At 59.7% G+C, this 24,881-nt stretch carries 24 protein-coding genes; 20 read left to right on the forward strand and 4 right to left on the reverse strand.

Annotation, left to right across the window (positions count from 1 at the left end):
* Positions 1-15 precede the first annotated feature (15 nt).
* Positions 16-843 (reverse strand): dienelactone hydrolase family protein, encoded by an 828-nt coding sequence (locus BHU62_RS23455; RefSeq protein WP_073534775.1) that lies wholly within the window; start codon positions 841-843, stop codon positions 16-18.
* Positions 844-1,331: 488 nt separating this feature from the next.
* Between BHU62_RS23455 and udp the strand changes: the two genes are divergently transcribed.
* From udp to hemB, 12 genes are all read left to right on the forward strand, one after another.
* Positions 1,332-2,093 (forward strand): uridine phosphorylase, encoded by a 762-nt coding sequence (udp, locus tag BHU62_RS23460; protein ID WP_073534776.1) that lies wholly within the window; start codon positions 1,332-1,334, stop codon positions 2,091-2,093.
* Positions 2,094-2,222: 129 nt separating this feature from the next.
* The gene (locus tag BHU62_RS23465; protein ID WP_073534777.1) at positions 2,223-3,005 is read left to right on the forward strand and encodes a tyrosine-protein phosphatase; all 783 of its coding nucleotides are present in this window, start codon (positions 2,223-2,225) and stop codon (positions 3,003-3,005) included.
* A gap of 86 nt (positions 3,006-3,091) precedes the next feature.
* Positions 3,092-3,622, forward strand: coding sequence for a DedA family protein (locus BHU62_RS23470; RefSeq protein WP_019455291.1), 531 nt, complete (start codon positions 3,092-3,094; stop codon positions 3,620-3,622).
* 140 nt (positions 3,623-3,762) lie between these two features.
* Positions 3,763-5,310 (forward strand): DNA recombination protein RmuC, encoded by a 1,548-nt coding sequence (gene rmuC / locus BHU62_RS23475; protein WP_073534778.1) that lies wholly within the window; start codon positions 3,763-3,765, stop codon positions 5,308-5,310.
* A gap of 78 nt (positions 5,311-5,388) precedes the next feature.
* Positions 5,389-6,144 (forward strand): bifunctional demethylmenaquinone methyltransferase/2-methoxy-6-polyprenyl-1,4-benzoquinol methylase UbiE, encoded by a 756-nt coding sequence (ubiE, locus tag BHU62_RS23480; protein ID WP_004934443.1) that lies wholly within the window; start codon positions 5,389-5,391, stop codon positions 6,142-6,144.
* A gap of 13 nt (positions 6,145-6,157) precedes the next feature.
* Positions 6,158-6,766: a ubiquinone biosynthesis protein UbiJ gene (gene ubiJ / locus BHU62_RS23485; RefSeq protein WP_073534779.1), complete on the forward strand. Its 609-nt coding sequence runs from the start codon at positions 6,158-6,160 to the stop codon at positions 6,764-6,766.
* On the forward strand, positions 6,763-8,394 hold the full coding sequence (gene ubiB / locus BHU62_RS23490) for a ubiquinone biosynthesis regulatory protein kinase UbiB (protein ID WP_073534780.1): 1,632 nt from the start codon (positions 6,763-6,765) through the stop codon (positions 8,392-8,394). The genes ubiJ and ubiB overlap by 4 nt, the downstream gene beginning before the upstream one ends.
* Positions 8,395-8,474: 80 nt before the next feature.
* A complete protein-coding gene (gene tatA / locus BHU62_RS23495) occupies positions 8,475-8,738 on the forward strand; it encodes a Sec-independent protein translocase subunit TatA (protein WP_073534781.1) in 264 nt (87 codons plus the stop codon).
* A gap of 3 nt (positions 8,739-8,741) precedes the next feature.
* On the forward strand, positions 8,742-9,311 hold the full coding sequence (tatB, locus tag BHU62_RS23500) for a Sec-independent protein translocase protein TatB (RefSeq protein ID WP_073534782.1): 570 nt from the start codon (positions 8,742-8,744) through the stop codon (positions 9,309-9,311).
* A gap of 3 nt (positions 9,312-9,314) precedes the next feature.
* Positions 9,315-10,085, forward strand: a complete 771-nt coding sequence (gene tatC / locus BHU62_RS23505) for a Sec-independent protein translocase subunit TatC (RefSeq protein WP_004934456.1) — start codon at positions 9,315-9,317, stop codon at positions 10,083-10,085.
* 53 nt (positions 10,086-10,138) lie between these two features.
* Positions 10,139-10,921 (forward strand): 3'-5' ssDNA/RNA exonuclease TatD, encoded by a 783-nt coding sequence (tatD, locus tag BHU62_RS23510; protein WP_073534783.1) that lies wholly within the window; start codon positions 10,139-10,141, stop codon positions 10,919-10,921.
* A gap of 14 nt (positions 10,922-10,935) precedes the next feature.
* Positions 10,936-11,958: a porphobilinogen synthase gene (gene hemB / locus BHU62_RS23515; RefSeq protein ID WP_073534784.1), complete on the forward strand. Its 1,023-nt coding sequence runs from the start codon at positions 10,936-10,938 to the stop codon at positions 11,956-11,958.
* Between the two features lie 45 nt (positions 11,959-12,003).
* Here hemB and rfaH read toward each other — a convergent pair whose 3' ends face one another.
* Positions 12,004-12,492 carry a transcription/translation regulatory transformer protein RfaH gene (gene rfaH, locus BHU62_RS23520; RefSeq protein ID WP_073534785.1) on the reverse strand — a complete coding sequence of 163 codons (489 nt, stop codon included), beginning with the start codon at positions 12,490-12,492 and terminating at the stop codon, positions 12,004-12,006.
* Positions 12,493-12,737: 245 nt separating this feature from the next.
* On the opposite strand from rfaH, the gene pepE reads away from it, so the two are divergent.
* The 3 genes from pepE (at position 12,738) to fre (ending at position 15,791) form a co-directional block, all read left to right on the forward strand.
* On the forward strand, positions 12,738-13,463 hold the full coding sequence (pepE, locus tag BHU62_RS23525) for a dipeptidase PepE (protein WP_073534786.1): 726 nt from the start codon (positions 12,738-12,740) through the stop codon (positions 13,461-13,463).
* A 79-nt stretch (positions 13,464-13,542) separates the two neighbouring features.
* Positions 13,543-15,039, forward strand: a complete 1,497-nt coding sequence (gene ubiD, locus BHU62_RS23530) for a 4-hydroxy-3-polyprenylbenzoate decarboxylase (protein ID WP_088776084.1) — start codon at positions 13,543-13,545, stop codon at positions 15,037-15,039.
* Between the two features lie 50 nt (positions 15,040-15,089).
* The gene (fre, locus tag BHU62_RS23535) at positions 15,090-15,791 is read left to right on the forward strand and encodes an NAD(P)H-flavin reductase (protein ID WP_073534788.1); all 702 of its coding nucleotides are present in this window, start codon (positions 15,090-15,092) and stop codon (positions 15,789-15,791) included.
* 173 nt (positions 15,792-15,964) lie between these two features.
* Here the strand turns inward: fre and fadA are convergent, their stop codons facing one another.
* Together fadA and fadB are read right to left on the reverse strand one after the other, a co-directional pair.
* Positions 15,965-17,128 (reverse strand): acetyl-CoA C-acyltransferase FadA, encoded by a 1,164-nt coding sequence (gene fadA, locus BHU62_RS23540; protein ID WP_073534789.1) that lies wholly within the window; start codon positions 17,126-17,128, stop codon positions 15,965-15,967.
* A 10-nt stretch (positions 17,129-17,138) separates the two neighbouring features.
* On the reverse strand, positions 17,139-19,328 hold the full coding sequence (gene fadB / locus BHU62_RS23545) for a fatty acid oxidation complex subunit alpha FadB (RefSeq protein WP_073534790.1): 2,190 nt from the start codon (positions 19,326-19,328) through the stop codon (positions 17,139-17,141).
* A 233-nt stretch (positions 19,329-19,561) separates the two neighbouring features.
* Between fadB and BHU62_RS23550 the strand changes: the two genes are divergently transcribed.
* The 5 genes from BHU62_RS23550 (at position 19,562) to hemG (ending at position 24,858) form a co-directional block, all read left to right on the forward strand.
* Positions 19,562-20,758, forward strand: a complete 1,197-nt coding sequence (locus tag BHU62_RS23550) for an MFS transporter (RefSeq protein ID WP_073534791.1) — start codon at positions 19,562-19,564, stop codon at positions 20,756-20,758.
* A gap of 112 nt (positions 20,759-20,870) precedes the next feature.
* Complete coding sequence (gene pepQ / locus BHU62_RS23555; RefSeq protein ID WP_073534792.1) at positions 20,871-22,202, forward strand: Xaa-Pro dipeptidase; 1,332 nt, start codon at positions 20,871-20,873, stop codon at positions 22,200-22,202.
* A complete protein-coding gene (locus BHU62_RS23560) occupies positions 22,202-22,816 on the forward strand; it encodes an IMPACT family protein (protein ID WP_073534793.1) in 615 nt (204 codons plus the stop codon). The genes pepQ and BHU62_RS23560 overlap by 1 nt, the downstream gene beginning before the upstream one ends.
* Before the next feature lie 35 nt (positions 22,817-22,851).
* Entirely contained in the window at positions 22,852-24,303 is a 1,452-nt protein-coding gene (gene trkH, locus BHU62_RS23565; RefSeq protein WP_073534794.1) for a Trk system potassium transporter TrkH, read from the forward strand.
* A 21-nt stretch (positions 24,304-24,324) separates the two neighbouring features.
* Positions 24,325-24,858: a menaquinone-dependent protoporphyrinogen IX dehydrogenase gene (gene hemG, locus BHU62_RS23570; protein WP_004934493.1), complete on the forward strand. Its 534-nt coding sequence runs from the start codon at positions 24,325-24,327 to the stop codon at positions 24,856-24,858.
* Positions 24,859-24,881: the final 23 nt, after the last annotated feature.

A 24,881-nucleotide genomic window follows, 5' to 3' on the forward strand; every position in this document is an offset into this window, starting at 1 on the left:
ATGGGTGAAAAGGGGCTATTTGACGCCGTGCTGGGCGAACCACGCCAGCATGCGCCGCCAGCCGTCCTCCGCCGCCTCGGCGTGGTAACTGGGGCGATAATCGGCGTTGAACGCGTGCCCAACGTCGGGATAGACCACGATTTCGGCATTGGCGTTGGCGGCGCGGATCGCCTGACGCATGGTTTCCACCGTTTCCAGCGGAATGCCGCTGTCCTGCCCGCCATACAGCCCCAGCACCGGCGCCGACAAGTTCGTTGCGACGTCGACCGGGTGCTTCGGTGAATTCAGCGTTTTCTCGCCCACCAGCTTGCCATACCAGGCGACCGCCGCCTTCAGCTGCGGGTTGTGCGCCGCGTACAGCCAGGTGATGCGGCCGCCCCAGCAGAAACCGGTGATCGCCAGCTTGCCGGCGTCGCCGCCGTGGCGAATGGCCCAGTGGGCGGCGTGATCCAGATCCGACAGCACCTGACGATCCGGCACCTTGGTCACTAATCGCTGGAACAACTCGCCGATATCGGTGTACTCGTTGGCGTCGCCCTGACGGAAGTAGAGCTCAGGCGCGATCGCCAGATAGCCCCGCTTGGCCAGCCGGCGGCACAGATCCTGAATATGTTCATGCACGCCGAAGATTTCCTGCACCACCAGCACGATGGGGAAGGGGCCGCTATGGTCGGCGGGTTTGGCGACGTAGGCCGGCAATGCGTCGCCCTGAGAAGGAATGGTGGTTTGCCCGGCGTGAATGCCCTGTTCGTCGGTGATAATCGCAGAGGCGGCCAACGGCGCGGCGGCTGGGGCGAATCCCCCCTGTGCCTGTTTTAATGTCATCACATGTTCGGTTTTCATTGCGGTCTCCGTGCAATAGAAAAAAGCGCTGAGATTAACTATAGGAAAGATTATCCATTATTGGCGTCGCGTGGAGCACTTTCGGACAAGTCGATAAAAAACGGCTAATTATCTGGCTTTACGGCATTTTTAAGCGCTTTTTATCATGTTATTGCGCGTTTTGACCCGCGTAAGTGCCATAAGGTGCGTTAGACGCCTTTTTTGTCCCTAAGCAACCGATAAGATAGGGTTATTTCTGGTTGATGAGCTAAATAGTTTCAGCCGGCAATCAACCGGCGTGGGGCCGCAAGATTTGTCGGCTAGACTGAGGTCAACGGCGTGCCGAGGCATCGCCATAGCAACTTTATTTGTGACTAAAATCACAAATAATATGTAGCATGTAATTTGTTTCTCTTTTCAAAGTGACTGTTGTCACGAAATTGGGCGACGATTTTCAGTAGAGTGCTTTTTTGTTCCTCCCAATAAACATGATCCATGAGGAGTCTCGTATGTCTCAGTCTGACGTTTTTCATCTCGGCCTCACCAAAAAAGATTTGCAAGGGGCCCAGCTTGCCATCGTGCCGGGCGATCCGCAGCGCGTAGAGAAGATTGCCAAGCTGATGGAAAATCCGGTGCATCTGGCCTCCCATCGTGAATTCACCACCTGGCGCGCGGAGCTGGACGGCAAGGCGGTGATCGTCTGCTCAACCGGTATCGGCGGCCCGTCCACCTCTATTGCGGTAGAAGAGCTGGCACAGCTGGGCATTCGCACTTTCCTGCGCATCGGTACCACCGGCGCGATTCAGGCGAACATCAACGTCGGCGACGTATTGGTCACCACGGCGGCGGTGCGCCTCGACGGTGCCAGCCTGCACTTTGCGCCGATGGAGTTCCCGGCGGTCGCGGACTTCGCCTGCACCACCGCGCTGGTGGAAGCAGCCAAAGCCAGCGGCGCGACCACGCACATCGGCGTGACCGCCTCTTCCGATACCTTCTATCCGGGCCAGGAGCGTTACGACACCTATTCCGGCCGCGTAGTCAGCCGCTTCAAAGGCTCGATGGAAGAGTGGCAGGCGATGGGCGTGATGAACTATGAAATGGAATCCGCCACGTTGCTGACCATGTGTGCCAGCCAGGGCCTGCGCGCCGGCATGGTGGCCGGGGTGATCGTCAACCGCACCCAGCAAGAAATCCCGAACGCCGAAACCATGAAAAACACCGAAAGCAAAGCGGTGCAGATCGTGGTGGACGCTGCGCGACGCCTGCTGTAATCGCCTTTCCCCAACGGGCCGCCGACGCGGCCCGTTTTTCCATCCGCGTCTAATCTGTTACGGTGTTAATCCTCAGCGCTGCGCCGATGGCCGCCGCGCGTTGTCAGAACGAAAACAACGAGGACGTTTATGACCGCCCAGATCCTGCTTCATCCTTCGCTTGCGCCGCTCGACGGCGGCATTAATTTCCGCGATTTCGGCGGCAACGGCGTGGCCGACGGGCGCCGCATCAAACGCGGTCTGCTGTTCCGCTCAGGTTCACTCGAGCGGCTGACGGAAAACGACTGCGCCTTTCTCGCCGGGGTGCCGGTGCGTTCGGTGCTGGACTACCGTGACGCCGACGAAGTGCAGGCCAAGCCGGATATCCTGTGGAACGGCACCGATTATCACCACGTGCCGGCCAACCCACTGAGCAGTGAAGTCAACGCCAACCTGGAAAAGCTCACCAACGAAACGCTGGCCGCTTTCGACGCCCGAGCATTCATGCTCGAGCTGTATCGCCGCCTGCCGTTCGGCAATGCGGCCTATCAGCGGTTGGCGCAGCTGTTGAGCAACCCTGGCGGCGGCGCCATTGTGCAGCACTGCGCGGTCGGCAAGGATCGCACCGGAGTCGGCTCGGCGCTGGTGCTGTTCGCGCTGGGCGCCGATGAGGCGACGGTGCTGGAAGACTACCTGCTGACCGAAACCACGCTGGCCACTTTCCGCGAGCAGATGCTGGATCAGCTGTCTATCAAGCTGAATGCGGCGGCGCTGGAGCAATTCGCTTACGTGCTCAGCGCGCGTGAGGAGTTCCTGATGACGGCGCTGGGCTGCATCCGCCGGCAATACGGCTCCACCGACCGGTGGCTGGAAGCCGAATACGGCCTGGGCGCGGCCCAGCGCGAAGCGCTGCAGGCGTTCTACCTCGAGTAAATCGTAAATCGCCGCGTGTTTAGCCGGGGTTTAACTCGCCCCGGCTTATCCTAGGCGGCGAATTATCGCGTATCAGGAGCCCCGCATTGAGCCTCAATGACGTTATCAACTGGGTCAGCGACGTCGTGCGTCAGCACGAAGGCTGGGCCATTCCCATCATCTTTTTCCTGGCGTTCGGCGAGTCGCTGGCGTTTTTGTCGCTGCTGCTGCCGGCCACGGTGATCCTGCTGGCGCTGGGCGCGTTGATCGGCGAAAGCGGCATCGCCTTTTGGCCGATCTGGGCCGCCGCCGCCGTCGGGGCGTTTTTCGGCGACTGGCTCTCTTACTGGATCGGTTATCACTATCAGGATCGGGTAGCCCACATGTGGCCGCTATCGCGCAATCCACAGCTGCTGGCGCGCGGCCACGCGTTCTTTGAGCGCTGGGGCGTGCTGGGCATTTTCATCGGCCGCTTCTTCGGCCCGCTGCGCGCCGTGGTGCCGCTGGTGGGCGGCATTTGCGGCATGCCGCAGCGCTATTTCCAACTGGCCAACGTTACGTCGGCGATGATCTGGGCGTTCGGCATTCTGGCGCCCGGGGCGTTCGGCATCAAGTGGCTCAGCCAGTGGTTGGGCTGATTTCGCTCCGATTTGCGTAGCGGCGCGCAATATTGTGCGCGGCGGGCAAAATCAGGCTGGACATCCATACAGCCTCCCCTTAACGTGACGGGCAATGGGCGAGTGAAACGCCGGAACGGCAAGGTGCAACAGGAGGCGGGGTGGATACCAGTCTGATTTATGGGATTGGCGGCGTGGTGATCGGCATGCTGTTGGGGTGGCTGATCGCCAACCTGCGGGTGCAACAGACGAACGCGCAACATGAAACCGAGCTGCGGTTGCTGGAGCAAGCGTTGCAGCAGGCGCAGCAGGAAACGGCGGCGCGGCAGGAGACCCAGCAGCGCCACGAGCAGCAGCTGCGGCAGAGCGAGCTGGAACTGCGCAACCTGCACAGCCAGCTGGCGGCCGGGCATGAAAAGCTGCAACAGCTTAACCACTGGCGCAACGAATGCGAGCTGCTCAATCAGGAGCTGCGCGCCCAGCGCGAGGTCAATAGCGCGCAGGAGGCCGAGCTGCGTGAAGTCACCATTCGTCTGGAAGAGACCAGGATGGCTGCGGAGGAGAAGCAACGCCTGCTGATCAACAGTGAACAGCGCCTCACCACCCAGTTTGAAAATCTCGCCAACCGCATTTTTGAACACAGCGGCCGCAAGGTGGACGAGCAGAATAAGCAAAGTTTGGATCGTTTGCTGCTGCCGCTGCGCGAACAGCTGGACGGTTTCCGCCGTCAGGTACAGGACAGCTTTGGCCAGGAGGCGCGTGAGCGCCACACGCTGACGCACGAGATACGCAATCTGCAGCAGTTGAACGCGCAGATGGCGCGCGAGGCCATCAACCTCACCAAGGCGCTCAAAGGCGACAACAAGACGCAGGGCAACTGGGGCGAAGTGGTGCTGAGCCGGGTGCTGGAGGCCTCAGGCCTGCGGGAAGGGCACGAGTATGAAACGCAGGTCAATGTGCGGGTGGATCATCAGAGCCGCATGCAGCCCGATGTGATCGTGCGCCTTCCGCAGGGCAAGGATGTGGTGATCGACGCCAAAATGTCGCTGATCGCCTACGAGCGCTATTTCAACGGCGAAGATGAGGTGGAGCGTGAAGCGGCGCTGAGCGAACATATCGCCTCGTTGCGCGGCCATATCCGTATGCTGGGCCGTAAGGACTATCAGCAGCTGCCGGGGTTGCGCTCGCTGGACTATGTGCTGATGTTTATCCCGGTAGAGCCCGCCTTCCTGCTGGCTATCGATCGCGAGCCGGAGCTGATCAGCGAAGCGCTTAAGCACAACATCATGCTGGTCAGCCCGACCACGCTGCTGGTGGCGCTGCGCACCATCACCAACCTGTGGCGCTATGAGCACCAGAGCCAGAACGCCCAGCGCATCGCCGATCGCGCGGCGAAACTGTATGACAAGATGCGGCTGTTTGTGGACGATATGTCCACGCTGGGGCAGAGCCTGGACAAGGCGCAGGGCAGTTATCGTCAGGCGATGAACAAACTGAGTGAAGGCCGTGGTAATCTTATTGGCCAAGTCGAAGGCTTCCGCGCGTTGGGGGTTGAGGTCAAACGGCCGATCAACCCGCTGCTGGCGCAGCAAGCCGGTGCGCAACACGATGAAGCGGAAGAGGCGAACGACGATGACGTCGTCGCGCTGCCGCAGACGAAAGACGATGACGATACTGCCGGGGAACCAGGCTTCGTTTCGCACGGCTGAGGCTGCGGCGAGGTGGGGTATTCACCGGGCTTCTGGTACACTCATCTACACAAAATTGACTGAATAGCAGGCAGGACAATGGCAGACCAATCGCAGGAAACCACCGATTTCGGTTTTCGCACCGTCGCTAGAGACGAAAAGCAGGCCATGGTGGCGGACGTTTTTCATTCGGTAGCGGCAAAGTATGACGTGATGAACGACCTGATGTCGTTCGGCATCCACCGTATCTGGAAGCGTTTCACCATTGACTGCAGCGGCGTGCGCCGCGGGCAGCGCGTGCTGGATCTGGCCGGTGGTACCGGCGACCTGGCCGCCAAGTTCTCCCGCATGGTCGGCGAGCAGGGGCAGGTGGTGCTGGCGGACATCAACGATTCGATGCTGAAGATGGGGCGCGAGAAGCTGCGCGATCGCGGCATTGTCGGCAATATCAACTATGTGCAGGCCAACGCCGAAGCGCTGCCGTTCCCGGACAACTACTTCGATTGCATCACCATCTCCTTTGGCCTGCGCAACGTCACCGACAAAGACAAAGCGCTGCGTTCGATGTTCCGCGTGCTGAAGCCGGGCGGCCGCCTGCTGGTGCTGGAGTTCTCCAAACCGCTGCTGGCGCCGTTGAGCAAAGCTTACGACGCCTACTCCTTCCACGTGCTGCCGAAAATCGGTGAGCTGGTGGTGAAAGATCCGGACAGCTACCGCTACCTGGCGGAATCGATCCGCATGCATCCCGATCAGGAAACCCTGAAGGGCATGATGGGCAACGCCGGTTTTGAAAACGTGACCTATTTCAACCTGACCGGCGGGATTGTCGCCCTGCATCGCGGCTTCAAGTTCTGAGAGGGAAATGCCGATGCTGTTTACCCCTCTGCTGACCGGCGTGCTGGAAACCTCGCTGAATAACCTGTTGTTTCGCGATCGCAGCATGAAAGCCGCCCGCCAACGCCTGGTGGGCAAGGTGCTGCGTATCGAACTGGAAGAGCTGGCTTCGCCGCTGGTGCTGGTGTTCAGCGAATTGCGCGTGGATGTGCTCGGGCAATCTGAAGACAGCGCCGATTGCACGGTGCGCAGCCGCATTCCCTCCTTACTGAAGCTGCGCGATCGCCAGCAGTTGCCGGTGCTGATGCGCAGCGGCGAGCTGACGGTGGAAGGCGATATTCAGGTGGTGCAACAGCTGGTTGGCCTGCTCGATCTGGCGGAGTGGGATCCGGCGGAGTGGCTGGCGCCCTACATCGGCGATATCGCTGCCCAGGGTATTACGCAGGCGCTGGGAAAAGGTGCCTCGCTGCTGAAAGCCGGCTTTATGCGCCGGCAGCAGGACATGGCGGAGACGTTGACTGAAGAATGGCGCCTGGCGCCAGGGCCGCTGGAAGTGGTGTGGTTCAACGAAGAAGTTGATGCACTCGCCCGCAGCGCGGAAGCGCTGTTTGCCCGCATGGATAAGTTGGAGGGCAAGCGATGACCCCAGGCGAACTGCGCCGTTTGTATTTTATCGTCCGCGTTTTTCTCAGCTACGGGCTGGACGAACTGATCCCTAAAATGCGTTTGACGCTGCCGCTGCGCTTCGGCCGCCGGTTGCTGTTCTGGATGCCGAATCGGCACAAGGATAAACCGCTGGGTGAACGCCTGCGGTTGGCGTTGCAGGAGCTGGGGCCGGTCTGGATCAAGTTTGGCCAGATGATGTCGACTCGCCGCGATCTGTTCCCGCCGCACATTGCCGATCAGCTGACGCTGTTGCAGGATCGGGTAGCGCCTTTCGACGGTGCGCTGGCGCGCAAGCATATCGAGCTGGCGATGGGCGGCCCGTTGGAAACTTGGTTCGACGACTTCGAGCAACAGCCGTTGGCCTCCGCCTCGATCGCACAGGTGCATACCGCGCGGCTGAAAACCACCGGTCAAGAGGTGGTGCTGAAGGTGATCCGGCCGGATATTGGGCCGATCATCAAGGCCGATGTGCGCCTGATGTACCGGTTGGCCGGCTGGGTGCCGAAGCTGTTGCCGGACGGTCGCCGCCTGCGCCCGCGCGAAGTGGTGCGCGAGTATGAGAAAACCCTGCTGGACGAACTGAATCTGCTGCGCGAAGCGGCCAACGCCATTCAGCTGCGCCGCAATTTCGACGGCAGCCCGATGCTGTACGTGCCGGAAGTCTATTCCGACTATTGCCGCGAAAGCGTATTGGTGATGGAGCGCATCTACGGCATTCCGGTCTCGGACATCGCCACGCTGGAGCAGCAGGGCACCAACATGAAGTTGCTGGCGGAACGCGGCGTACAGGTATTCTTTACCCAGGTATTCCGCGACAGTTTCTTCCATGCGGACATGCATCCCGGTAATATTTTTGTCAGCTATGAACATCCGGAAGATCCCTGCTATATCGGCATCGACTGCGGTATCGTCGGTTCGCTGAACAAGGATGACAAGCGCTACCTGGCGGAAAACTTCATCGCCTTCTTCAACCGCGATTACCGCAAGGTAGCGGAACTGCACGTCGATTCCGGCTGGGTGCCGCGCGATACCAACGTGGAAGACTTCGAATTCGCCATCCGCACCGTGTGTGAGCCGATTTTCGAGAAGCCACTGGCGGAGATTTCCTTCGGCAACGTGCTGTTGAACCTGTTCAACACCGCACGGCGCTTCAATATGGAAGTGCAACCGCAGCTGGTGTTATTGCAGAAGACCTTGCTGTATGTTGAAGGGCTGGGGCGCCAGCTCTATCCGCAGCTGGATCTGTGGACTACTGCCAAGCCGTTCCTTGAGAGCTGGTTGCGCGATCAGGTGGGCATTCCCGCGGTGGTGCGTGCGCTGAAAGAGAAAGCGCCGTTCTGGGCGGAGAAACTGCCCGAATTGCCTGAACTGTTTTACGACAGCCTGCAGCAGCATAAACTGTTGCAACAGAGCGTTGATAAGCTGACCAACCAGATGCAGGCTCAGCGGGTTCGTCAGGGGCAGTCACGTTATTTGTTCGGCGTTGGCGCTACACTGTTGGTAAGCGGCACGCTATTGCTGCTGGGGCAAGTCGAGGCGTTTCCCGCCTGGATGATGGCCGCCGGCATCGTATGCTGGGTGATTGGCTGGAAGCGAACCACCTGATTTAATTCGTTACTCTGGTAAGGCCAGCCCTATAATGCGGGCCGGCTTTAAAAGACCCTTTAAAATTAGAGGTAATTAAAATGGGCGGTATTAGTATTACGCAATTGTTGATCATCGCAGTGATCGTGGTGCTGCTGTTCGGTACCAAAAAACTGCGTACGCTGGGCTCCGATCTCGGCGCCTCGATCAAGGGCTTCAAGAAGGCGATTGGCGATGAGACGCCACCGACCGCCAACACGGCTGAGAAAAGCAGCCTGGATGACGCTGACTTCGCGGCCAAGCCTATTACCGATAAGCAGCCGGAAGTAAAAGCGGAAGAGTCGAAGAACAAAGAGCAGGTATAAACCGTGTTTGACATTGGGTTTAGTGAGCTGCTGCTGGTGCTGGTTATCGGCCTGGTTGTTCTGGGGCCGGAGCGGTTACCGGTCGCGGTCAGAACGGTGTCGGGCTGGATCCGTGCGCTGCGCTCGCTGGCGGCCTCGGTGCAGCACGAACTGTCTCAAGAGCTGAAGCTGCAGGAGCTGCAGGACAGCCTGAAAAAAGCCGAACAGGCCGGCCTGCAGAACCTGACGCCGGAATTGAAGGCGTCGATGGATGAGCTGAAAGACGCGGCGGAATCATTGAAACGCACCTACCGGGGCGAGAAAGAAGAGCTGACGAACACCATCCATAAGCCGCAGGTCACCGAACCGGAGGCCTTGCACGACGGCATGGCGCCGGCGGAAACGGTGAGCAGCGCCAATGCGCCCGCTACCGTGCCGGAACCGGCAGCGGAACCTGAAGCCGTCGCGGCGGCTTCACCTGCCGCGTCAATGGCGGCGCAGCCGGCTAAAGCGCAGGTGGAAACCGCGCCTGCGCCTGCTGAACCTGTTGCGGATAAAACCTCTGCGTCTCACCAACCTAGTGGCGATCGTTAATACATGGCTGTTGAAGATACCCAACCCCTTATCAGTCACCTGATAGAGCTGCGCAAGCGGCTGTTGAATTCGATTATTTGCGTGCTGGCGGTGTTCGTGGTGCTGGTGTTTTTCGCCAACGACATCTACCAGCTGGTTTCTGCGCCGCTGCTCAAGCAGCTGCCGGCCGGGGCGAGCATGATCGCTACCGACGTGGCGTCACCGTTCTTTACGCCGATCAAGCTGACCATGATCGTTTCGGTGTTCGTCTCCGCGCCGATGATTCTGTATCAGGTGTGGGCATTCATCGCACCGGCGCTGTACAAGCATGAACGCCGTCTGATGATGCCGCTGCTGGTGTCCAGCAGCCTGCTGTTCTACCTCGGCATGGCTTTCGCCTACTTCATCGTGTTCCCGCTGGCCTTCGGCTTCTTTGCCAAGACCGCGCCGATGGGGGTGACCATTGCGACCGACATTAAAAACTATCTCGATTTCGTCATGGCGCTGTTTATGGCGTTTGGCGTCGCCTTCGAAGTGCCGGTCGCCATCATTCTGCTGTGCTGGAGTGGTGTCACCTCGCCGGAAGATCTGAAGAAGAAACGGCCGTATGTGTTGGTCGGCGCGTTTGTGGTCGGCATGCTGTTGACGCCGCCGGACGTGTTCTCGCAAACCCTGTTGGCAATACCGATGTATCTGCTGTTTGAAGTGGGGGTGTTCTTCGCTCGCTTCTATACCGGTAAACGTCGCCCGCAGGCGGAAGAAGAAGACGAGGGTGACGAACCCCCAGCACCCTGATCCACATTGATTGCGAAGCCGCCCATTGGGCGGCTTTTGCTTTGGAAAAAACCATGTTTGATATCGGCGTTAATCTCACCAGCAGCCAATTCGCCAAAGACCGCCAGGTGGTGGTGGAACGCGCCCGCGTTGCGGGCGTGACGGGGATGTTGATTACCGGCACCGATCTGGCGGAGAGCCGCGAGGCCGCCGAACTGGCGCAGCAACATCCAGGCTACGGTTGGTCTACCGCCGGCGTGCATCCGCACTACGCCAGCGGTTGGGATGAACACACCGCCGAGCAGATTTATGCGTTGGCCGCGCGCCCTGAAGTGGCGGCGATCGGCGAATGCGGCCTGGATTTCAATCGCAACTTCTCGACGCCCGCGCAGCAGGAAGCGGCGTTCACCGCGCAGCTGGCGCTGGCGGCGGAGTTGGCGCTGCCGGTGTTTCTCCACTGCCGCGACGCACACGCACGTTTTGCCGAGCTACTGACGCCGTGGTTGGATAAACTGCCCGCGGCCGTGGTGCACTGCTTCACCGGCACCGCCGAAGAATTAACAAGCTGCCTGTCGCTGGGCCTGTCGATCGGGATTACCGGTTGGGTCTGCGACGAGCGGCGCGGCCTGGAATTGCGCGCCCTGTTGCCGCAGATCCCGGCTGAGCGTCTGCTGCTGGAAACCGACGCCCCTTATCTGTTGCCCCGGGATTTACAGCCGAAACCCGCATCTCGCCGCAACGAACCCTGTTTCCTGCCCCATATCGTTCGTCAGGTCGCCGCTTGGCGACAGGAAGAGCCGCAATGGCTGGGGCAAAAAACCGATGAGAACGCCCGCCGGCTATTCCGGCTGGTTTGAGCTAGGAGAAAACTATGAGCTATGCATTTCCGGGCACCTTCCCTGGTCGCCGTATGCGCCGCGTGCGCCGTCATGATTTCAGCCGCCGCTTGGTTGCCGAAAACCAACTGACGGTCAACGACCTGATTTACCCGGTGTTTGTCATGGAAGGCAGCAACCGCCAGGAAGAAGTGGCCTCGATGCCGGGCGTATCGCGCATGACGATCGATCTGCTGGTCAAGGAAGCGGAAACCATTGCCAAACTCGGGGTGCCGGTGATCTCTTTGTTCCCGGTGATTGAGCCGGGTCTGAAGTCGCTGCATGCGGAAGAAGCTTATAACCCGGAAGGCCTGGTACAGCGCACGGTGCGTGCGCTGAAAGACGCGGTGCCGGAGCTGGGCATTCTGACCGACGTGGCGCTCGATCCTTACACCACGCACGGGCAGGACGGGGTGATCGATGAGCAGGGTTACGTGATCAACGATGTGACCAAAGACATTCTGGTACGTCAGGCGTTGTCCCATGCCGAGGCGGGTGCGGAAATCGTGGCGCCGAGCGACATGATGGACGGCCGCGTCGGTGCGATCCGCGATCGTCTGGAACTGCAGGGCCTGGTTAACACCCAGATCATGGCTTACTCCGCCAAGTACGCCTCCTGCTATTACGGCCCGTTCCGCGATGCGCTGGGGTCCAGCGGCAACCTGAAGGGCGGCAACAAGAAAACCTATCAGATGGATCCGGCCAACAGCGATGAAGCGCTGCAGGAAATTGCGCAGGATCTGCAGGAAGGCGCGGACATGGTGATGGTGAAGCCGGGCATGCCGTACCTGGATGTGGTGCGCCGGGTGAAGGATACCTTCGGCGTGCCGACCTTCGCTTACCAGGTGTCGGGCGAATACGCCATGCACATGGCGGCGATTCAGAACGGCTGGCTGCAGGAACAACCTGCGGTGATGGAGTCGCTGATGTGCTTCAAACGCGCCGGCGCCGACGGCGTGCTGACGTATTTCGCCAAGCGTGTCGCCCAGTGGCTGCATGACGACGCGATGCGTCGCTAAGTGCGAAATGGGTAAACAAAAAGGCGCCTGAGGGCGCCTTTTGCATTACATCTTCTGAAACTGCCGGTTATCGACGCTTTGACTGACCTGCTTGTTGATCAGGTTCAGCAGCAGCATCGAACGCGCCTCGCCGTCCGGTTCGGTATAGATCGCCTGCAGCCCTTCGAACACGCCGTCAACGATCAGAACGGTGTCACCCGGCTGTGGGGTTTCCGGATCGACATAGGTTTCGCTGGCGTGTGTGCGCAGCTCGTCGATCACCTTGCCAGGAATGACGCTCGGCAGCGCACCGAAGCGCACGAAGTGGCTGACGCCGCGGGTGGCGCTGATGGTGGTGGTGTGAATGCGCTCCGGGTCGAACTCCACAAACAGATAGTTGGGAAACAAGGGTTCGCTGACCGCGATGCGCTTGCCACGCACGATTTTTTCCAGTGTGATGATCGGGCTGAGGCAGTTCACCTGCTGCCGTTCCAGATGTTCCTGCGCCCGTAACAGCTGGCCGCGCTTGCAATAAAGTAGATACCAGGATTCCATAATTTCACATGCCTTTCTGCCAGCCGGTAAGCATATCAAAAGCTATTCCGGATACATAGTGATGCAAGTTTCAGCATGTAACATCGCCTATCTCTATGAATATGCGGCTATTAGCGAGGGGTCACACACTTATCGATACGGCGCTGGTATAACAGAGGGCTAAAAATTTGTCGCCGTCACAGTATGACAAGGCGCCGTGCCGCCGGATGTGACGTTATTCATCGTTTTTGACCAAGGGGAGAGAAATGGAGCTGTTTCTGTTGAGCAACGGCAAGCTGTCTGGCGAAGCCGAATTGCTGGGGTACGCCAAAAACCAACTGCTGGCGATGATCGCGCGCCGTGGTATCAAATCCGCCGTCTTTATCCCTTATGCCCTGATCCGCTACGACTATGATCAGCGTGCTCAGGAACTGGCGCAAACGCTGGGTATTGAAGTCACCAGCATTCACCACGCCGCTTCGCCGGCGGCGGCGATCGCGCAGGCGGAATGCATTCTGGTCAGCGGCGGCAACACCTGGCTGTTGAACCAGATGCTGCACGAGCAAGGCCTGATCGTGCCTATCCAGCGCGCGGTGCGCGAGCGTGAAGTACCTTACGTCGGCTGGAGCGCCGGTTGCAACGTGGCCACGCCGAGCATTCGCACCACCAATGACATGCCGGTGCGCTGCAGCGTGGTGCTGCCGGCGCTGGGGCTGTTCCCGGTGCAAATCAACCCGCATTACATCGATGCGCATATCAGCGGCCACATGGGTGAAACCCGTGACGAGCGCCTGGCGGAGTTCTGCGCGATCAACCCGAGCGAATCGGTGGTGGCGCTGCGGGAAGGCAGCCTGCTGCATGTTGAAGGCAACGAACTGCGCTACTTCAGCGCCAACCGGCAGGGCTTCAAGGTGTTCCGCCACGGCGAAGAGGTGCGCGAATATCAGGATACGCGCGCGCTGGCTGCGCTGGTGCCGTTCAACTGCGGTTGAGGGGCGCCCGGCGGCGTTAACAAAATTGCAGCAACAACCGTGAAGAGGGCTTATAATGCCCTCCCCACTGGCCGTTATAATGATCAGCATGAAATACCGTGACTTACGCGATTTCCTCTCGTTGCTGGAGAAGAGAGGGGAACTAAAACGCATCAGCCAGCCGATCGATCCTTATCTGGAAATGACGGAGATTGCCGATCGCACTTTGCGAGCGGGCGGCCCGGCATTGCTGTTTGAAAACCCGAAAGGGTACGACATGCCGGTGTTGTGCAACCTGTTCGGCACCGCCAATCGCGTGGCGATGGGCATGGGGCAGGAAGACATCAGCGCGCTGCGCGAAGTCGGCAAACTGCTGGCGTTTCTCAAAGAGCCGGAGCCGCCGAAAGGTTTCCGCGATCTGTTCGACAAAATGCCGAAGTTCAAGCAGGTGCTGAACATGCCGACCAAGGTGCTGGGTTCTGCGCCTTGTCAGGAGCAGGTATGGCAGGGCAAAGATGTCGATCTCAGCCGCATTCCGGTGATGCACTGCTGGCCGGAAGACGCCGCGCCGCTGATCACCTGGGGGCTGACGGTGACCCGTGGCCCACATAAAGAACGGCAAAACCTCGGCATCTATCGCCAGCAGGTGTTGGGCAAGAATAAAGTGATCATGCGCTGGCTGTCGCACCGCGGCGGCGCGTTAGATTATCAGGAATGGTGCCAGGCGCACCCCGGCGAGCGTTTCCCGGTCGCGGTGGCGCTGGGCGCCGATCCCGCCACTATCCTCGGCGCGGTGACGCCGGTGCCGGATACCCTGTCTGAATACGCCTTTGCCGGGCTGTTGCGCGGCAATAAAACCGAAGTGGTCAAGTGCCTTTCCAACGATCTGGAAGTGCCCGCCAGCGCCGAAATCGTGCTGGAAGGCTATATTGAACCGGGTGAAATGGCGCCGGAAGGCCCGTACGGCGACCACACCGGCTACTACAATGAGATTGACCAGTTCCCGGTATTCACCGTCACCCACATTACCCAGCGTCGTAACGCGATCTACCACTCGACCTACACCGGCCGGCCACCGGATGAGCCGGCGATTCTGGGCGTGGCGCTGAATGAGGTGTTCGTACCGATCCTGCAAAAGCAGTTCCCGGAAATCGTCGATTTCTATCTGCCGCCGGAAGGGTGCTCGTACCGTCTGGCGGTGGTGACCATGAAAAAACAGTACGCTGGCCACGCCAAACGCGTGATGATGGGCGTCTGGTCGTTCCTGCGGCAGTTTATGTACACCAAATTTGTTATCGTCTGTGACGATGACGTCAATGCGCGCGACTGGAACGACGTAATTTGGGCGATCACCACACGAATGGATCCGGCAAGGGATACCGTTCTGGTGGAGAATACGCCGATTGACTATCTGGACTTCGCCTCGCCGGTTTCCGGACTGGGTTCGAAGATGGGGCTGGACGCCACCAATAAATGGCCGGGTGAAACCGATCGCGAATGGGGCCGTCCGATTCAGATGGATGAAAAGGTGCGTGCGCGCGTCGACGAAATCTGGGATGAGCTCGCAATCTTCAGTGACAGGGAACCGACGTTGTAGCGTCAGGCTCTGTTCTCAGCTTTGCATTGATGACCCGACAGAGGGAACGCATGACAATATTGAGCTGTAAAGTGACCTCGGTAGAGGCCATTACCGATACGGTTTATCGGGTACGTTTGGTGCCCGAGGCGCCGTTTTCTTTCAAGGCAGGGCAATATCTGATGGTGGTGATGGACGAGCGCGATAAGCGCCCGTTCTCGCTGGCGTCAACCCCGACGCAGCAGGATTACATCGAGTTGCACATCGGCGCTTCGGAGCTGAATCTGTACGCCATGGCGGTGATGGACCGCATCCTGAAAGAACGGGCGATCACCGTCGATATTCCGCACGGCGACGCCTGGCTGCGGGAAGAGGGCAGCCGCCCGCTGGTGTTGATCGCCGGCGGTACCGGTTTCTCTTACGCGCGTTCGATTCTGTTGACCGCGTTGGCGCAGCAGCCCGATCGCGATATTTCGATTTACTGGGGTGGGCGCGAGCTGAAACACCTGTACGATCTGAGCGAGCTGGAGGCGCTGTCGTTACAGCACCCGAACCTGAAGGTGATCCCGGTGGTCGAGCAGCCGGATGCCGAATGGCGCGGCCGCAGCGGCACCGTGCTCAGTGCGGTGCTGCAGGATTTCGGTACGCTGGCGGAGCATGACATCTATATTGCCGGGCGTTTCGAAATGGCGAAAATCGCCCGCGAGCGTTTCTGCGCCGAGCGCGGCGCGCAGGAAGCGCACATGTTTGGCGACGCGTTTTCGTTTATCTGACAGGCGCGATGAGAACTGAACGGGGTGGCCGAGGGTCGCCCCGTTTTTATTTTGGGCGCCGGCAAATTTCAGATATAAAAAACCCGCCCCTGACAGGCGGGAAGAACGGCAACTAAACTTGGCGGGATGCCGCGATTTTAAGTGATGACGCGGTCATCCCAAGATAGACACAGCTAAACGCGTTCAAAGACGGTGGCGATCCCCTGGCCCAGGCCGATGCACATGGTCGCCAGACCGAACTGCGCGTCGCGACGCTCCATGTTGTTCAACAGGGTAGTCGAGATGCGGGAGCCCGAGCAGCCCAGCGGATGGCCGAGCGCGATAGCGCCGCCATTCAGGTTGATCTTGTCATCGATGCTGTCCATCAGCCCCAAATCCTTGATGCACGGCAGCGACTGGGCGGCGAACGCTTCGTTCAGCTCGAACAGATCGATGTCCTGTACGCTCAGACCGGCGCGCTTCAGCGCCAGCTTGCTGGCCGGCACCGGGCCGTAGCCCATGATGGAAGGATCGCAGCCGACCACCGCCATCGAGCGGATGCGGGCACGGGCCTTCAAACCGAGCGCTTTGGCGCGCGATTCGCTCATCAGCAGCATGGCGGAAGCGCCGTCCGACAGGGCGGAGGAGCTGCCTGCGGTGACGGTGCCGTTGACCGGATCGAACGCCGGGCGCAGGGTCGACAGGCTTTCGACGGTGGTTTCCGGGCGAATGACTTCATCGAAATCGTAACGGGTCAGTACGCCGTCGGCGTCGTGGCCGTTGGTCGGAATGATCTCGTTTTTGAAATAGCCCGCCAGCGTCGCCGCATGCGCGCGCTGGTGGGAGCGGGCGGCAAACTCATCCTGCATCTGGCGGCTGATGTTGTGCATCTTGGCCAGCATTTCGGCGGTCAGCCCCATCATTCCGGCGGCCTTGGCTACGCTGCGGCTCAGGCCCGGATGGAAATCCACGCCGTGGTTCATCGGCACATGGCCCATGTGCTCCACGCCGCCGATCAGGCTGATGTGCGCGTCGCCGACCATGATGGCACGCGCTGCGTCGTGCAGCGCTTGCATTGACGAGCCGCACAGGCGGTTGACGGTCACCGCCGGCACGCGGTGCGGGATCTCGGCCAGCAGCGCGGCGTTGCGGGCGATGTTGAAACCCTGCTCCAGCGTCTGCTGTACGCAGCCCCAGTAAATGTCATCGATCTCGGCGGCGTCCAGCGCCGGGTTGCGGCTCAGCACTTCACGCATCAGGTGAGCGGAGAGATCTTCGGCGCGTACCTGGCGGAAGGCGCCGCCCTTGGAGCGGCCCATCGGCGTGCGTACGGCATCAACAATAACTACATTTTCCATCTTTATGACCTCATGCCGGTTGGCGGGTAGCGACGTCGGACAGCGGTGTCGCCACCGGGTAGTAGCTTTCATTGCGTTCGGCCTTGGCGCGCAGACCGGCCGGCACCTGATACAGCGCACCGAGGTGTGCGTAACGCTGGGCCAGCTCAACGTAGTTGGCGGTGCCGAGCGTATCTAGGTAGCGGAATGCGCCGCCGTGGAACGGAGGGAAACCGATGCCGTAGACCAGCGCCATATCGGCTTCCGCCGGGCTGGCGACGATCTTCTCTTCCAGGCAGCGAACCACTTCGTTGATCATCGGGATCATCATGCGCGCGATGATCTCTTCGTCGCTGATGGTCTGGCGCGGTTGGCTTACGGCGGCCAGCAGTGCGTCGGTCTGCTCGTCGTTGTCCTTGCGCGGTTTGCCTTTGTTGTCCTGGCTGTAGCGGTAGAAGCCCAGCTGGTTTTTCTGGCCGAAGCGTTGGTTGTCGAACATCACGTCAATGGCGTCGCGATAGTCTTTGCTCATGCGATCCGGGAAGCCGGCGGCCATCACCGCCTGCGCGTGGTGCGCGGTGTCGATGCCCACGACGTCGAGCAGGTAGGCCGGGCCCATCGGCCAGCCGAACTGTTTCTCCATCACTTTATCGATCTGACGGAAGTCGGCGCCGTCGCGCAGCAGCAGGCTGAAGCCGGCGAAGTACGGGAACAGCACGCGGTTGACAAAGAAGCCCGGGCAGTCGTTCACCACGATTGGCGTTTTGCCCATGCGGCTGGCGTAGGCCACCACTTTGGCGATGGTGTCGTCGCTGGTCTGTTCGCCGCGGATGATTTCAACCAGCGGCATGCGGTGTACCGGGTTGAAGAAGTGCATACCGCAGAAGTTTTGCGGGCGCTTCAGCGATTTTGCCAGGTGATTAATCGGAATGGTCGAGGTGTTCGACGCCAGAACGGTGTCCTCACCGATCAGGTTTTCCACTTCTGACAGCACGGCGGCTTTGACCTTCGGATTCTCGACGACCGCTTCCACGATCACCTGTGCGCGCTCGATGCCGGCGTAGTCCAGCGTCGGTTGAATGGTCGACAGCACCTGCGCCATCTTCAGACCGTCCAGCTTGCCGCGCTCCAGTTGCTTATTGAGCAGCTTGGCCGCTTCGCTCATGCCCAGCGTCAGCGACTTGTCGCTGATGTCTTTCATGATCACCGGCACGCCTTTCAGCGCTGATTGGTAAGCGATGCCGCCGCCCATGATGCCGGCGCCCAGCACCGCCGCCTGTTTCGGCGCGTCCATATTCTTGGCCAGCTTTTTCGCCTGGCCCTTCACGAACTGATCGTTGAGGAAGATGCCGACCAGCGCGCGCGCTTCGTTGGAACGCGCCAACGGCACGAAGCTGGCGGTTTCCAGTTTCAGCGCTTCATCGCGGCCCAGTTTGGCGGCGGCTTCAATGGTTTTCACCGCAGTCATCGGCGCCGGGTAATGTTTACCGGCGGTCTGCAGCACCATGCCTTTGGCGGTGGTGAAGCTCATCGCCGCTTCGATCGGGCTGAGCTTCAGCGGCTCCAGCTTCGGTTGGCGCGCGGCGCGCCAGTCCAGCTTGCCGTCGATCGCCTGTTGCAGCATTTTGAGCGCCGCTTCGGCCAGTTTTTCCGGCGCCACCACCGCATCCACCAGACCGACTTTCAGCGCGTCTTTGGCGCTGACGTCTTTACCGGCGGCGATGATTTCCAGCGCGCTGTCGTTACCCAGCAGGCGCGGCAGGCGGACGGAACCGCCGAAGCCCGGCATGATGCCCAACTTGGTTTCCGGCAGGCCGATGCGTGCGTCCGGCGAGGCGACGCGGAAATCGGTCGCCAGAATGCACTCGCAACCGCCGCCGAGCGCATAGCCGTTAATGGCCGAAATGGTCGGCACCGGCAAATCTTCCAGCCGGTTAAAGACGTTGTTGGCGAACACCAACCACTCTTGCAGCTTTTCAGCCGGCGCGGCGAACAGGGAAAGGAATTCGGTGATATCGGCGCCGACGATAAATGCGGCTTTGGTGGAGCGCAGCAGCAGCCCCTTGAGCTCAGGCTGGCTTTCCAGCACGGTGAGCGCTTCGCCCAGGCTGGCGACGGTGCTGGTGTCCAGCTTGTTGACCGAGCCCGGTGCGTTGAACACCAGCTCGGCAATGCCGTTATCGAGCCAGTGCAGTTGTAATGTTTCGCCTTGGTAGAGCATATCTATCTCCTGAATCAGCGTATGATCTGGTATGACCAGATGATGAGGAGTGTGGTTTTTATGTTAACAATATGCAAATAAGAGATTGCGTTTTTGCTGGTCTGATCACATGACTGCAAGTTAGTTTTTTGATTTAAAACGAAGTTATATTTTATGTGCTATCGACATTTGCCGGAATTTGTCGGCCCTCATACACTTGCTCGCAGCGATTTATCATCCAGACGAGGTCTCGCATGAATAAGGCGGTTTGTGTCAAACGCAGCGGCTTATGGAGCATTCCCGCCAGAACCATGACGCTGGCGTGTTTGTTGGTGTTTATGGCGCAAATGGCGACGACGGTGTATCTGCCTTCGCTGCCGACGGTGATGCGCGAGCTGGCAATGAGCCGGCGCGCCACCGAGCTGTCCATTTCGATCTTTGTCATTGGTGCCGCCTTGCCGGTACTGTTCTGGGGCGCTGCCGCCGATCGCTTTGGCCGCCGAGCGCCGCTGACGCTTTCCCTGCTTCTTTTCATTGGTTGCAGCGGGCTGTTGGCGCTGTGCAGCAACGGTGCCCAGCTGCTGACGCTGCGCGCGCTGCAAGGTGTGGGTGCCGGCGGCGCGGCGATCATTGCGCGTATCATCGTGCGGGATAACTGGAGCGGTGACGAGCTGGCGCGGCGCCTGTCGGTGCTCTCCATCGCTTTTATCACCGCGCTGGGCGGCGGTCAGTTTGTCGGCGGCCTGCTTAGCCAATATTCGCACTGGCAGATGGGCTTCGTCTTGATGGGTGCCACCGGTTTGGCCATTCTGGCGCTGATGGCGTCATTGCCGCTGGAGGCAGGACGTGCGCGCGGGCCACGCCCGGCGATGGCGGGCACCTATTTCGCCATCCTGCGTCGGCCGGGGTTCTTTTGGCCGGCCTGCGTCGGCGGGCTGGGCTTCGCCACCACGGTGACGTTGCAGGAAGTGAGCCCGTTCGTCATGCAGCAAGGTTTCGGCCTCAACGTTACGGCGTTCGGCGCCCTGGGATTGGTGATCGGCATCGCCTACTTCAGCGGCGCGTTGACGGTGAACCGCACGGTGGCGCGCTTCGGCGGAAAAAAACTGATGCAAACCGGCAGCGGCATCGTCGCCCTGGCGACAGCGGCGATCCTGCTGTTGTGGTGGAGCGGCGTCCTGGTCGGTCTTTCCGGCATGGCGCTGTTCATCTCGCTGTATTGCCTGACCATTTTTGGCCAGGCGGTGTTATTCCCCAACAGCATGGCGATGGCGGTCAGCGACGCCAAAGAGTACGGCGCTTATGCGATGGCGTTGTGCGGTTTTCTGCAGCAGTGTCTGGCGGGCGTTGCCGCAGCCGGCGCGGTGCTGTTGGAACACCATGGCCTGTGGGCGCTGGCGATTGCGCTGCTCGGCCTGGCCGGCTGGCTAATGGTTAAACTGCGGATGTAACGGCATTTGCAGTGAATTGCGAGCTGCTCCGCATGCCCGACGCGACGAGGTTGGTGCGCCGGAGCGCTGTGTTAAGATGACGTCTTTCGTGCTAAGGCATAAGGGTACTGTGATGGAAACGCTGGCTTCTTTGTATAACGACCACCTGGCAGAGCTGCAAAAACGCGCGCGCGAAGTGCTGGAGCGCAACAAGTTGGATGCGCTGCTGATTCACTCCGGGGAACTGCAAAAGGTATTTTTGGACGACCATAGCTATCCGTTCAAAGTGAACGCGCATTTCAAAGCATGGGTGCCGGTGACGTCGGTGCCGAATTGCTGGCTGTGGATCGACGGCATCAACAAGCCGAAGTTGTGGTTCTACTCCCCGGTCGACTACTGGCACAGTGTAGAGCCGCTGCCGGACAGTTTCTGGACCAAGTCCCTTGAATTAATGCCGCTGGCCAATGCAGATGCTATTGCACAGCAGCTTCCGCCGCAGCGCGAGCGCGTCGGTTATATCGGTTATGCGCAGCAGCGCGCCCGCGATCTCGGTATCCCTTCTGAGAACATCAACCCGAAAGCGGTGCTGAACTACCTGGATTTCCACCGTTCGATCAAAACCGGCTATGAGCTGGCCTGCATGCGCGAAGCGCAGAAAACGGCGGTGACTGGCCATCGTGCGGCGCATGAGGCTTTCCTCTCCGGCATGAGCGAGTTCGACATCAACCTGGCCTATCTGACGGCGACCGGCCACCGCGATACCGACGTGCCTTATGACAACATCGTGGCGCTGAACGAACACGCTTCGGTACTGCACTACACCAAGCTGGATCATCAGCCGCCGGCCGAATCACTGAGTTTCCTGCTCGACGCCGGCGCGGAATACAACGGCTACGCCGCCGATCTGACGCGTACCTACGCGGCGCACAGCGGTAGCGAGTTCGCCCACCTGGTGAAAGATCTCAACGGTGAACAGCTGGCGCTGATCGACACCATCAAGACCGGCGTGCGCTATACCGACTACCATGTGCAGATGCATCAGCGCATTGCCAAGCTGCTCAAGAATCACAAGCTGGTGAACGGCCTCAGTGAAGAGGCGATGGTCGAAACGGGCATCACCACGCCGTTCCTGCCACACGGGCTGGGCCACCCGCTGGGCCTGCAAGTACACGACGCCGCCGGCTTTATGCAGGATGAGCACGGCACCCATCTGGCGGCGCCGTCCAAGTATCCGTTCCTGCGTTGCACCCGCGTGTTGCAGCCGGGCATGGTGCTGACCATCGAGCCGGGCCTGTACTTCATCGAGTCTCTGTTGGCACCGTGGCGCAGTGGCGAGTTCAAGCAGCACTTCGCCTGGGATCGCATTGATGCGCTGAAGCCGTATGGCGGCATCCGCATTGAAGACAACATCGTGATCCACGAAAAGCGCATCGAGAACATGACACGCGATCTGAACCTGGCCTGATGCGGCCATACCCGATACCGGCGGAAGCAACCAGCTTTACCGAAGAAATAAAGAAGAGCCGTTTCATCACCCTGCTGGCACCGACCAGCGGGGTCAAGGCGGCAAAGGCTTTTATTCAGCAGGTGCGGGATGATCACCCGGCGGCGCGGCACCACTGTTGGGCCTTCGTCGCCGGCAGGCCCGATGATTCGCAGCAGTTGGGGTTCTCCGACGACGGGGAACCGTCCGGCACCGCCGGCAAGCCGATTCTCGCGCAGTTGATGGGCAGCGGTATCGGTGAAGTGACCGCCGTGGTCGTCCGTTACTACGGCGGCGTCAAGTTGGGCACCGGCGGGCTGGTGAAAGCCTATGGCAACGGCGTTCAACAGGCATTGAGGCAGCTGGCGCTGGTGCAAAAGGTGCCGGAAGCCGAATATATCTTGCAGTGCGACTATGCGCAGTTGGCGCAGGTGGAAAACTTGCTGCAGCAAACCGCAGGCCGGATCCTTCAGGGCGAATACGGCGCCGCCGTCGTGCTGCATCTGGCTTTGCCGGCCACTGAGGTTGAGCTGTTTGGGAATAAATTGCGTGATCTCAGTCGCGGTAATTTGCAATTAACCCCCATTTCGCAATAATTCCTCCCAATTGAATTGCTAAGGATCGTGCTGAAATGCATTTTCGCGCCATAACCCGTATCGTTGGTCTGCTGGTCATCCTGTTCTCCGGGACGATGTTTATTCCCGGCCTGGTGGCATTGATTTACCGCGATGGGGCGGGGCGCGCGTTCAGCCAAACGTTCTTCGTGGCGCTGACCATCGGCCTGATGCTGTGGTGGCCGAACCGCAAGCAGAAACACGAGCTGAAGCCGCGCGAAGGTTTCCTGATCGTCGTATTGTTCTGGACCGTGTTGGGCAGCGTGGGGGCATTGCCATTCCTGTTTGCGGAACGGCCCAACCTGTCGCTGACCGACGCCTTCTTTGAATCCTTCTCGGGGCTGACAACCACTGGTGCGACGACGCTGGTGGGGCTGGATTCGTTGCCGAAGGCCATCCTGTTCTATCGCCAAATGCTGCAATGGATGGGCGGCATGGGGATCATCGTGTTGGCGGTGGCGATACTGCCGATACTCGGCGTCGGCGGTATGCAGCTGTATCGGGCGGAAATGCCCGGGCCGCTGAAAGATAACAAGATGCGGCCGCGTATCGCCGAAACCGCCAAAACCCTATGGCTGATCTATGTGTTGCTGACCGTTGCCTGTGCGCTGGCGCTCTGGGGCGCCGGAATGTCGGTGTTCGACGCTATCGGCCACAGTTTCTCGACCATCGCCATTGGCGGTTTTTCTACTCACGACGCCAGTATCGGTTATTACGCCAGCCCGACTATCAACACCATCATCGCCGTGTTCCTGCTGATTTCCGGCTGTAACTACGGTCTGCACTTCGCTTTGCTGAGCGGGCGCAGCCTTAAGGTGTACGGGCGCGATCCTGAATTCCGTATGTTTATCTTTGTTCAGCTGACGCTGGTGGTGGTGTGCACGCTGGTGCTTTGGGGGCATGGCGTTTATAAGACCGGCATGGAAACGCTCAATCAGGCGTTTTTCCAGGTGGTATCTATGGCGACTACGGCCGGTTTCACTACCGACAGTATCGCCAAGTGGCCGCTGTTCCTGCCGATGCTGTTGCTGTGTTCGGCGTTTATCGGCGGTTGCGCCGGATCGACCGGCGGCGGCTTGAAGGTGATCCGTATCCTGCTGCTGTACCTGCAGGGCTCGCGCGAGCTGAAAAGGCTGGTGCACCCCAACGCGGTCTATACCATCAAATTGGGTAATCGCGCGCTGCCGGAACGCATTCTGGAAGCGGTGTGGGGCTTTTTCTCCGCCTATGCGCTGGTGTTTATCGTCAGCATGCTGGCAATCATCGCCACCGGGGTTGACGACTTCTCCGCGTTCGCCGCAGTGACGGCAACGCTCAATAACCTCGGCCCTGGCCTTGGCGTGGTGGCAGATAACTTCACCACGATGCCGGCAGCGGCCAAGTGGATCTTGGTGGTGACGATGCTGTTTGGGCGCCTGGAAGTGTTTACATTGCTGGTGCTGTTCACGCCAACCTTCTGGCGTGAGTGAACCTGATATAAGGAGTACGCCATGAAGGCATTGATACTTTATTCGAGCCGTGACGGGCAAACACGCGCTATCGCTTCTTATATAGCAAGCAAATTGCAGGATACGCTGCGCTGTGAGGTGATCGATCTGTTGCAGGCGGAACAGGTCGACCTTAGCCAGTACCAACAGGTGATGATCGGCGCCTCTATTCGCTACGGGCACTTTAACCCGGTTCTGGATAAATTCGTCAAGCGTCATGCCGAACAGCTGAATCGGATGCCGAGTGCATTCTTCGCCGTGAACCTGACCGCGCGTAAACCGGAAAAGCGTTCACCGCAAACCAACGCCTATACCCGCAAGTTCCTGTTGGCCTCTCCGTGGCAACCAAAACAGTGCGCGGTGTTTGCCGGCGCTTTGCGTTACCCGCGTTATCGCTGGTTCGACCGCATCATGATTCAATTTATTATGCGTATGACGGGCGGCGAAACGGATACCAGTAAGGAAGTGGAGTACACAGATTGGCAGCAGGTCGATCGTTTCGCCCAGGAATTTAGCCAGATTCAGTACGAAAAGTGACAAAAATGCGGGTTTGGCCAGCG

Origin of the sequence: Serratia marcescens (assembly GCF_001902635.1) — a bacterium.
Classification (GTDB): domain Bacteria; phylum Pseudomonadota; class Gammaproteobacteria; order Enterobacterales; family Enterobacteriaceae; genus Serratia; species Serratia marcescens_F.

Excerpts from the sequence above, each read along its gene's own strand:
- BHU62_RS23455 (WP_073534775.1), bottom strand. The coding sequence starts at position 843 with ATGAAAACCGAACATGTGATGACATTAAAACAGGCACAGGGGGGATTC.
- udp (WP_073534776.1), top strand. The coding sequence starts at position 1,332 with ATGTCTCAGTCTGACGTTTTTCATCTCGGCCTCACCAAAAAAGATTTG.
- BHU62_RS23465 (WP_073534777.1), top strand. The coding sequence starts at position 2,223 with ATGACCGCCCAGATCCTGCTTCATCCTTCGCTTGCGCCGCTCGACGGC.
- ubiE (WP_004934443.1), top strand. The coding sequence starts at position 5,389 with ATGGCAGACCAATCGCAGGAAACCACCGATTTCGGTTTTCGCACCGTC.
- ubiJ (WP_073534779.1), top strand. The coding sequence starts at position 6,158 with ATGCTGTTTACCCCTCTGCTGACCGGCGTGCTGGAAACCTCGCTGAAT.
- ubiB (WP_073534780.1), top strand. The coding sequence starts at position 6,763 with ATGACCCCAGGCGAACTGCGCCGTTTGTATTTTATCGTCCGCGTTTTT.
- tatA (WP_073534781.1), top strand. The coding sequence starts at position 8,475 with ATGGGCGGTATTAGTATTACGCAATTGTTGATCATCGCAGTGATCGTG.
- tatC (WP_004934456.1), top strand. The coding sequence starts at position 9,315 with ATGGCTGTTGAAGATACCCAACCCCTTATCAGTCACCTGATAGAGCTG.
- tatD (WP_073534783.1), top strand. The coding sequence starts at position 10,139 with ATGTTTGATATCGGCGTTAATCTCACCAGCAGCCAATTCGCCAAAGAC.
- hemB (WP_073534784.1), top strand. The coding sequence starts at position 10,936 with ATGAGCTATGCATTTCCGGGCACCTTCCCTGGTCGCCGTATGCGCCGC.
- rfaH (WP_073534785.1), bottom strand. The coding sequence starts at position 12,492 with ATGGAATCCTGGTATCTACTTTATTGCAAGCGCGGCCAGCTGTTACGG.
- pepE (WP_073534786.1), top strand. The coding sequence starts at position 12,738 with ATGGAGCTGTTTCTGTTGAGCAACGGCAAGCTGTCTGGCGAAGCCGAA.
- ubiD (WP_088776084.1), top strand. The coding sequence starts at position 13,543 with ATGATCAGCATGAAATACCGTGACTTACGCGATTTCCTCTCGTTGCTG.
- fre (WP_073534788.1), top strand. The coding sequence starts at position 15,090 with ATGACAATATTGAGCTGTAAAGTGACCTCGGTAGAGGCCATTACCGAT.
- fadA (WP_073534789.1), bottom strand. The coding sequence starts at position 17,128 with ATGGAAAATGTAGTTATTGTTGATGCCGTACGCACGCCGATGGGCCGC.
- fadB (WP_073534790.1), bottom strand. The coding sequence starts at position 19,328 with ATGCTCTACCAAGGCGAAACATTACAACTGCACTGGCTCGATAACGGC.
- BHU62_RS23550 (WP_073534791.1), top strand. The coding sequence starts at position 19,562 with ATGAATAAGGCGGTTTGTGTCAAACGCAGCGGCTTATGGAGCATTCCC.
- pepQ (WP_073534792.1), top strand. The coding sequence starts at position 20,871 with ATGGAAACGCTGGCTTCTTTGTATAACGACCACCTGGCAGAGCTGCAA.
- BHU62_RS23560 (WP_073534793.1), top strand. The coding sequence starts at position 22,202 with ATGCGGCCATACCCGATACCGGCGGAAGCAACCAGCTTTACCGAAGAA.
- trkH (WP_073534794.1), top strand. The coding sequence starts at position 22,852 with ATGCATTTTCGCGCCATAACCCGTATCGTTGGTCTGCTGGTCATCCTG.
- hemG (WP_004934493.1), top strand. The coding sequence starts at position 24,325 with ATGAAGGCATTGATACTTTATTCGAGCCGTGACGGGCAAACACGCGCT.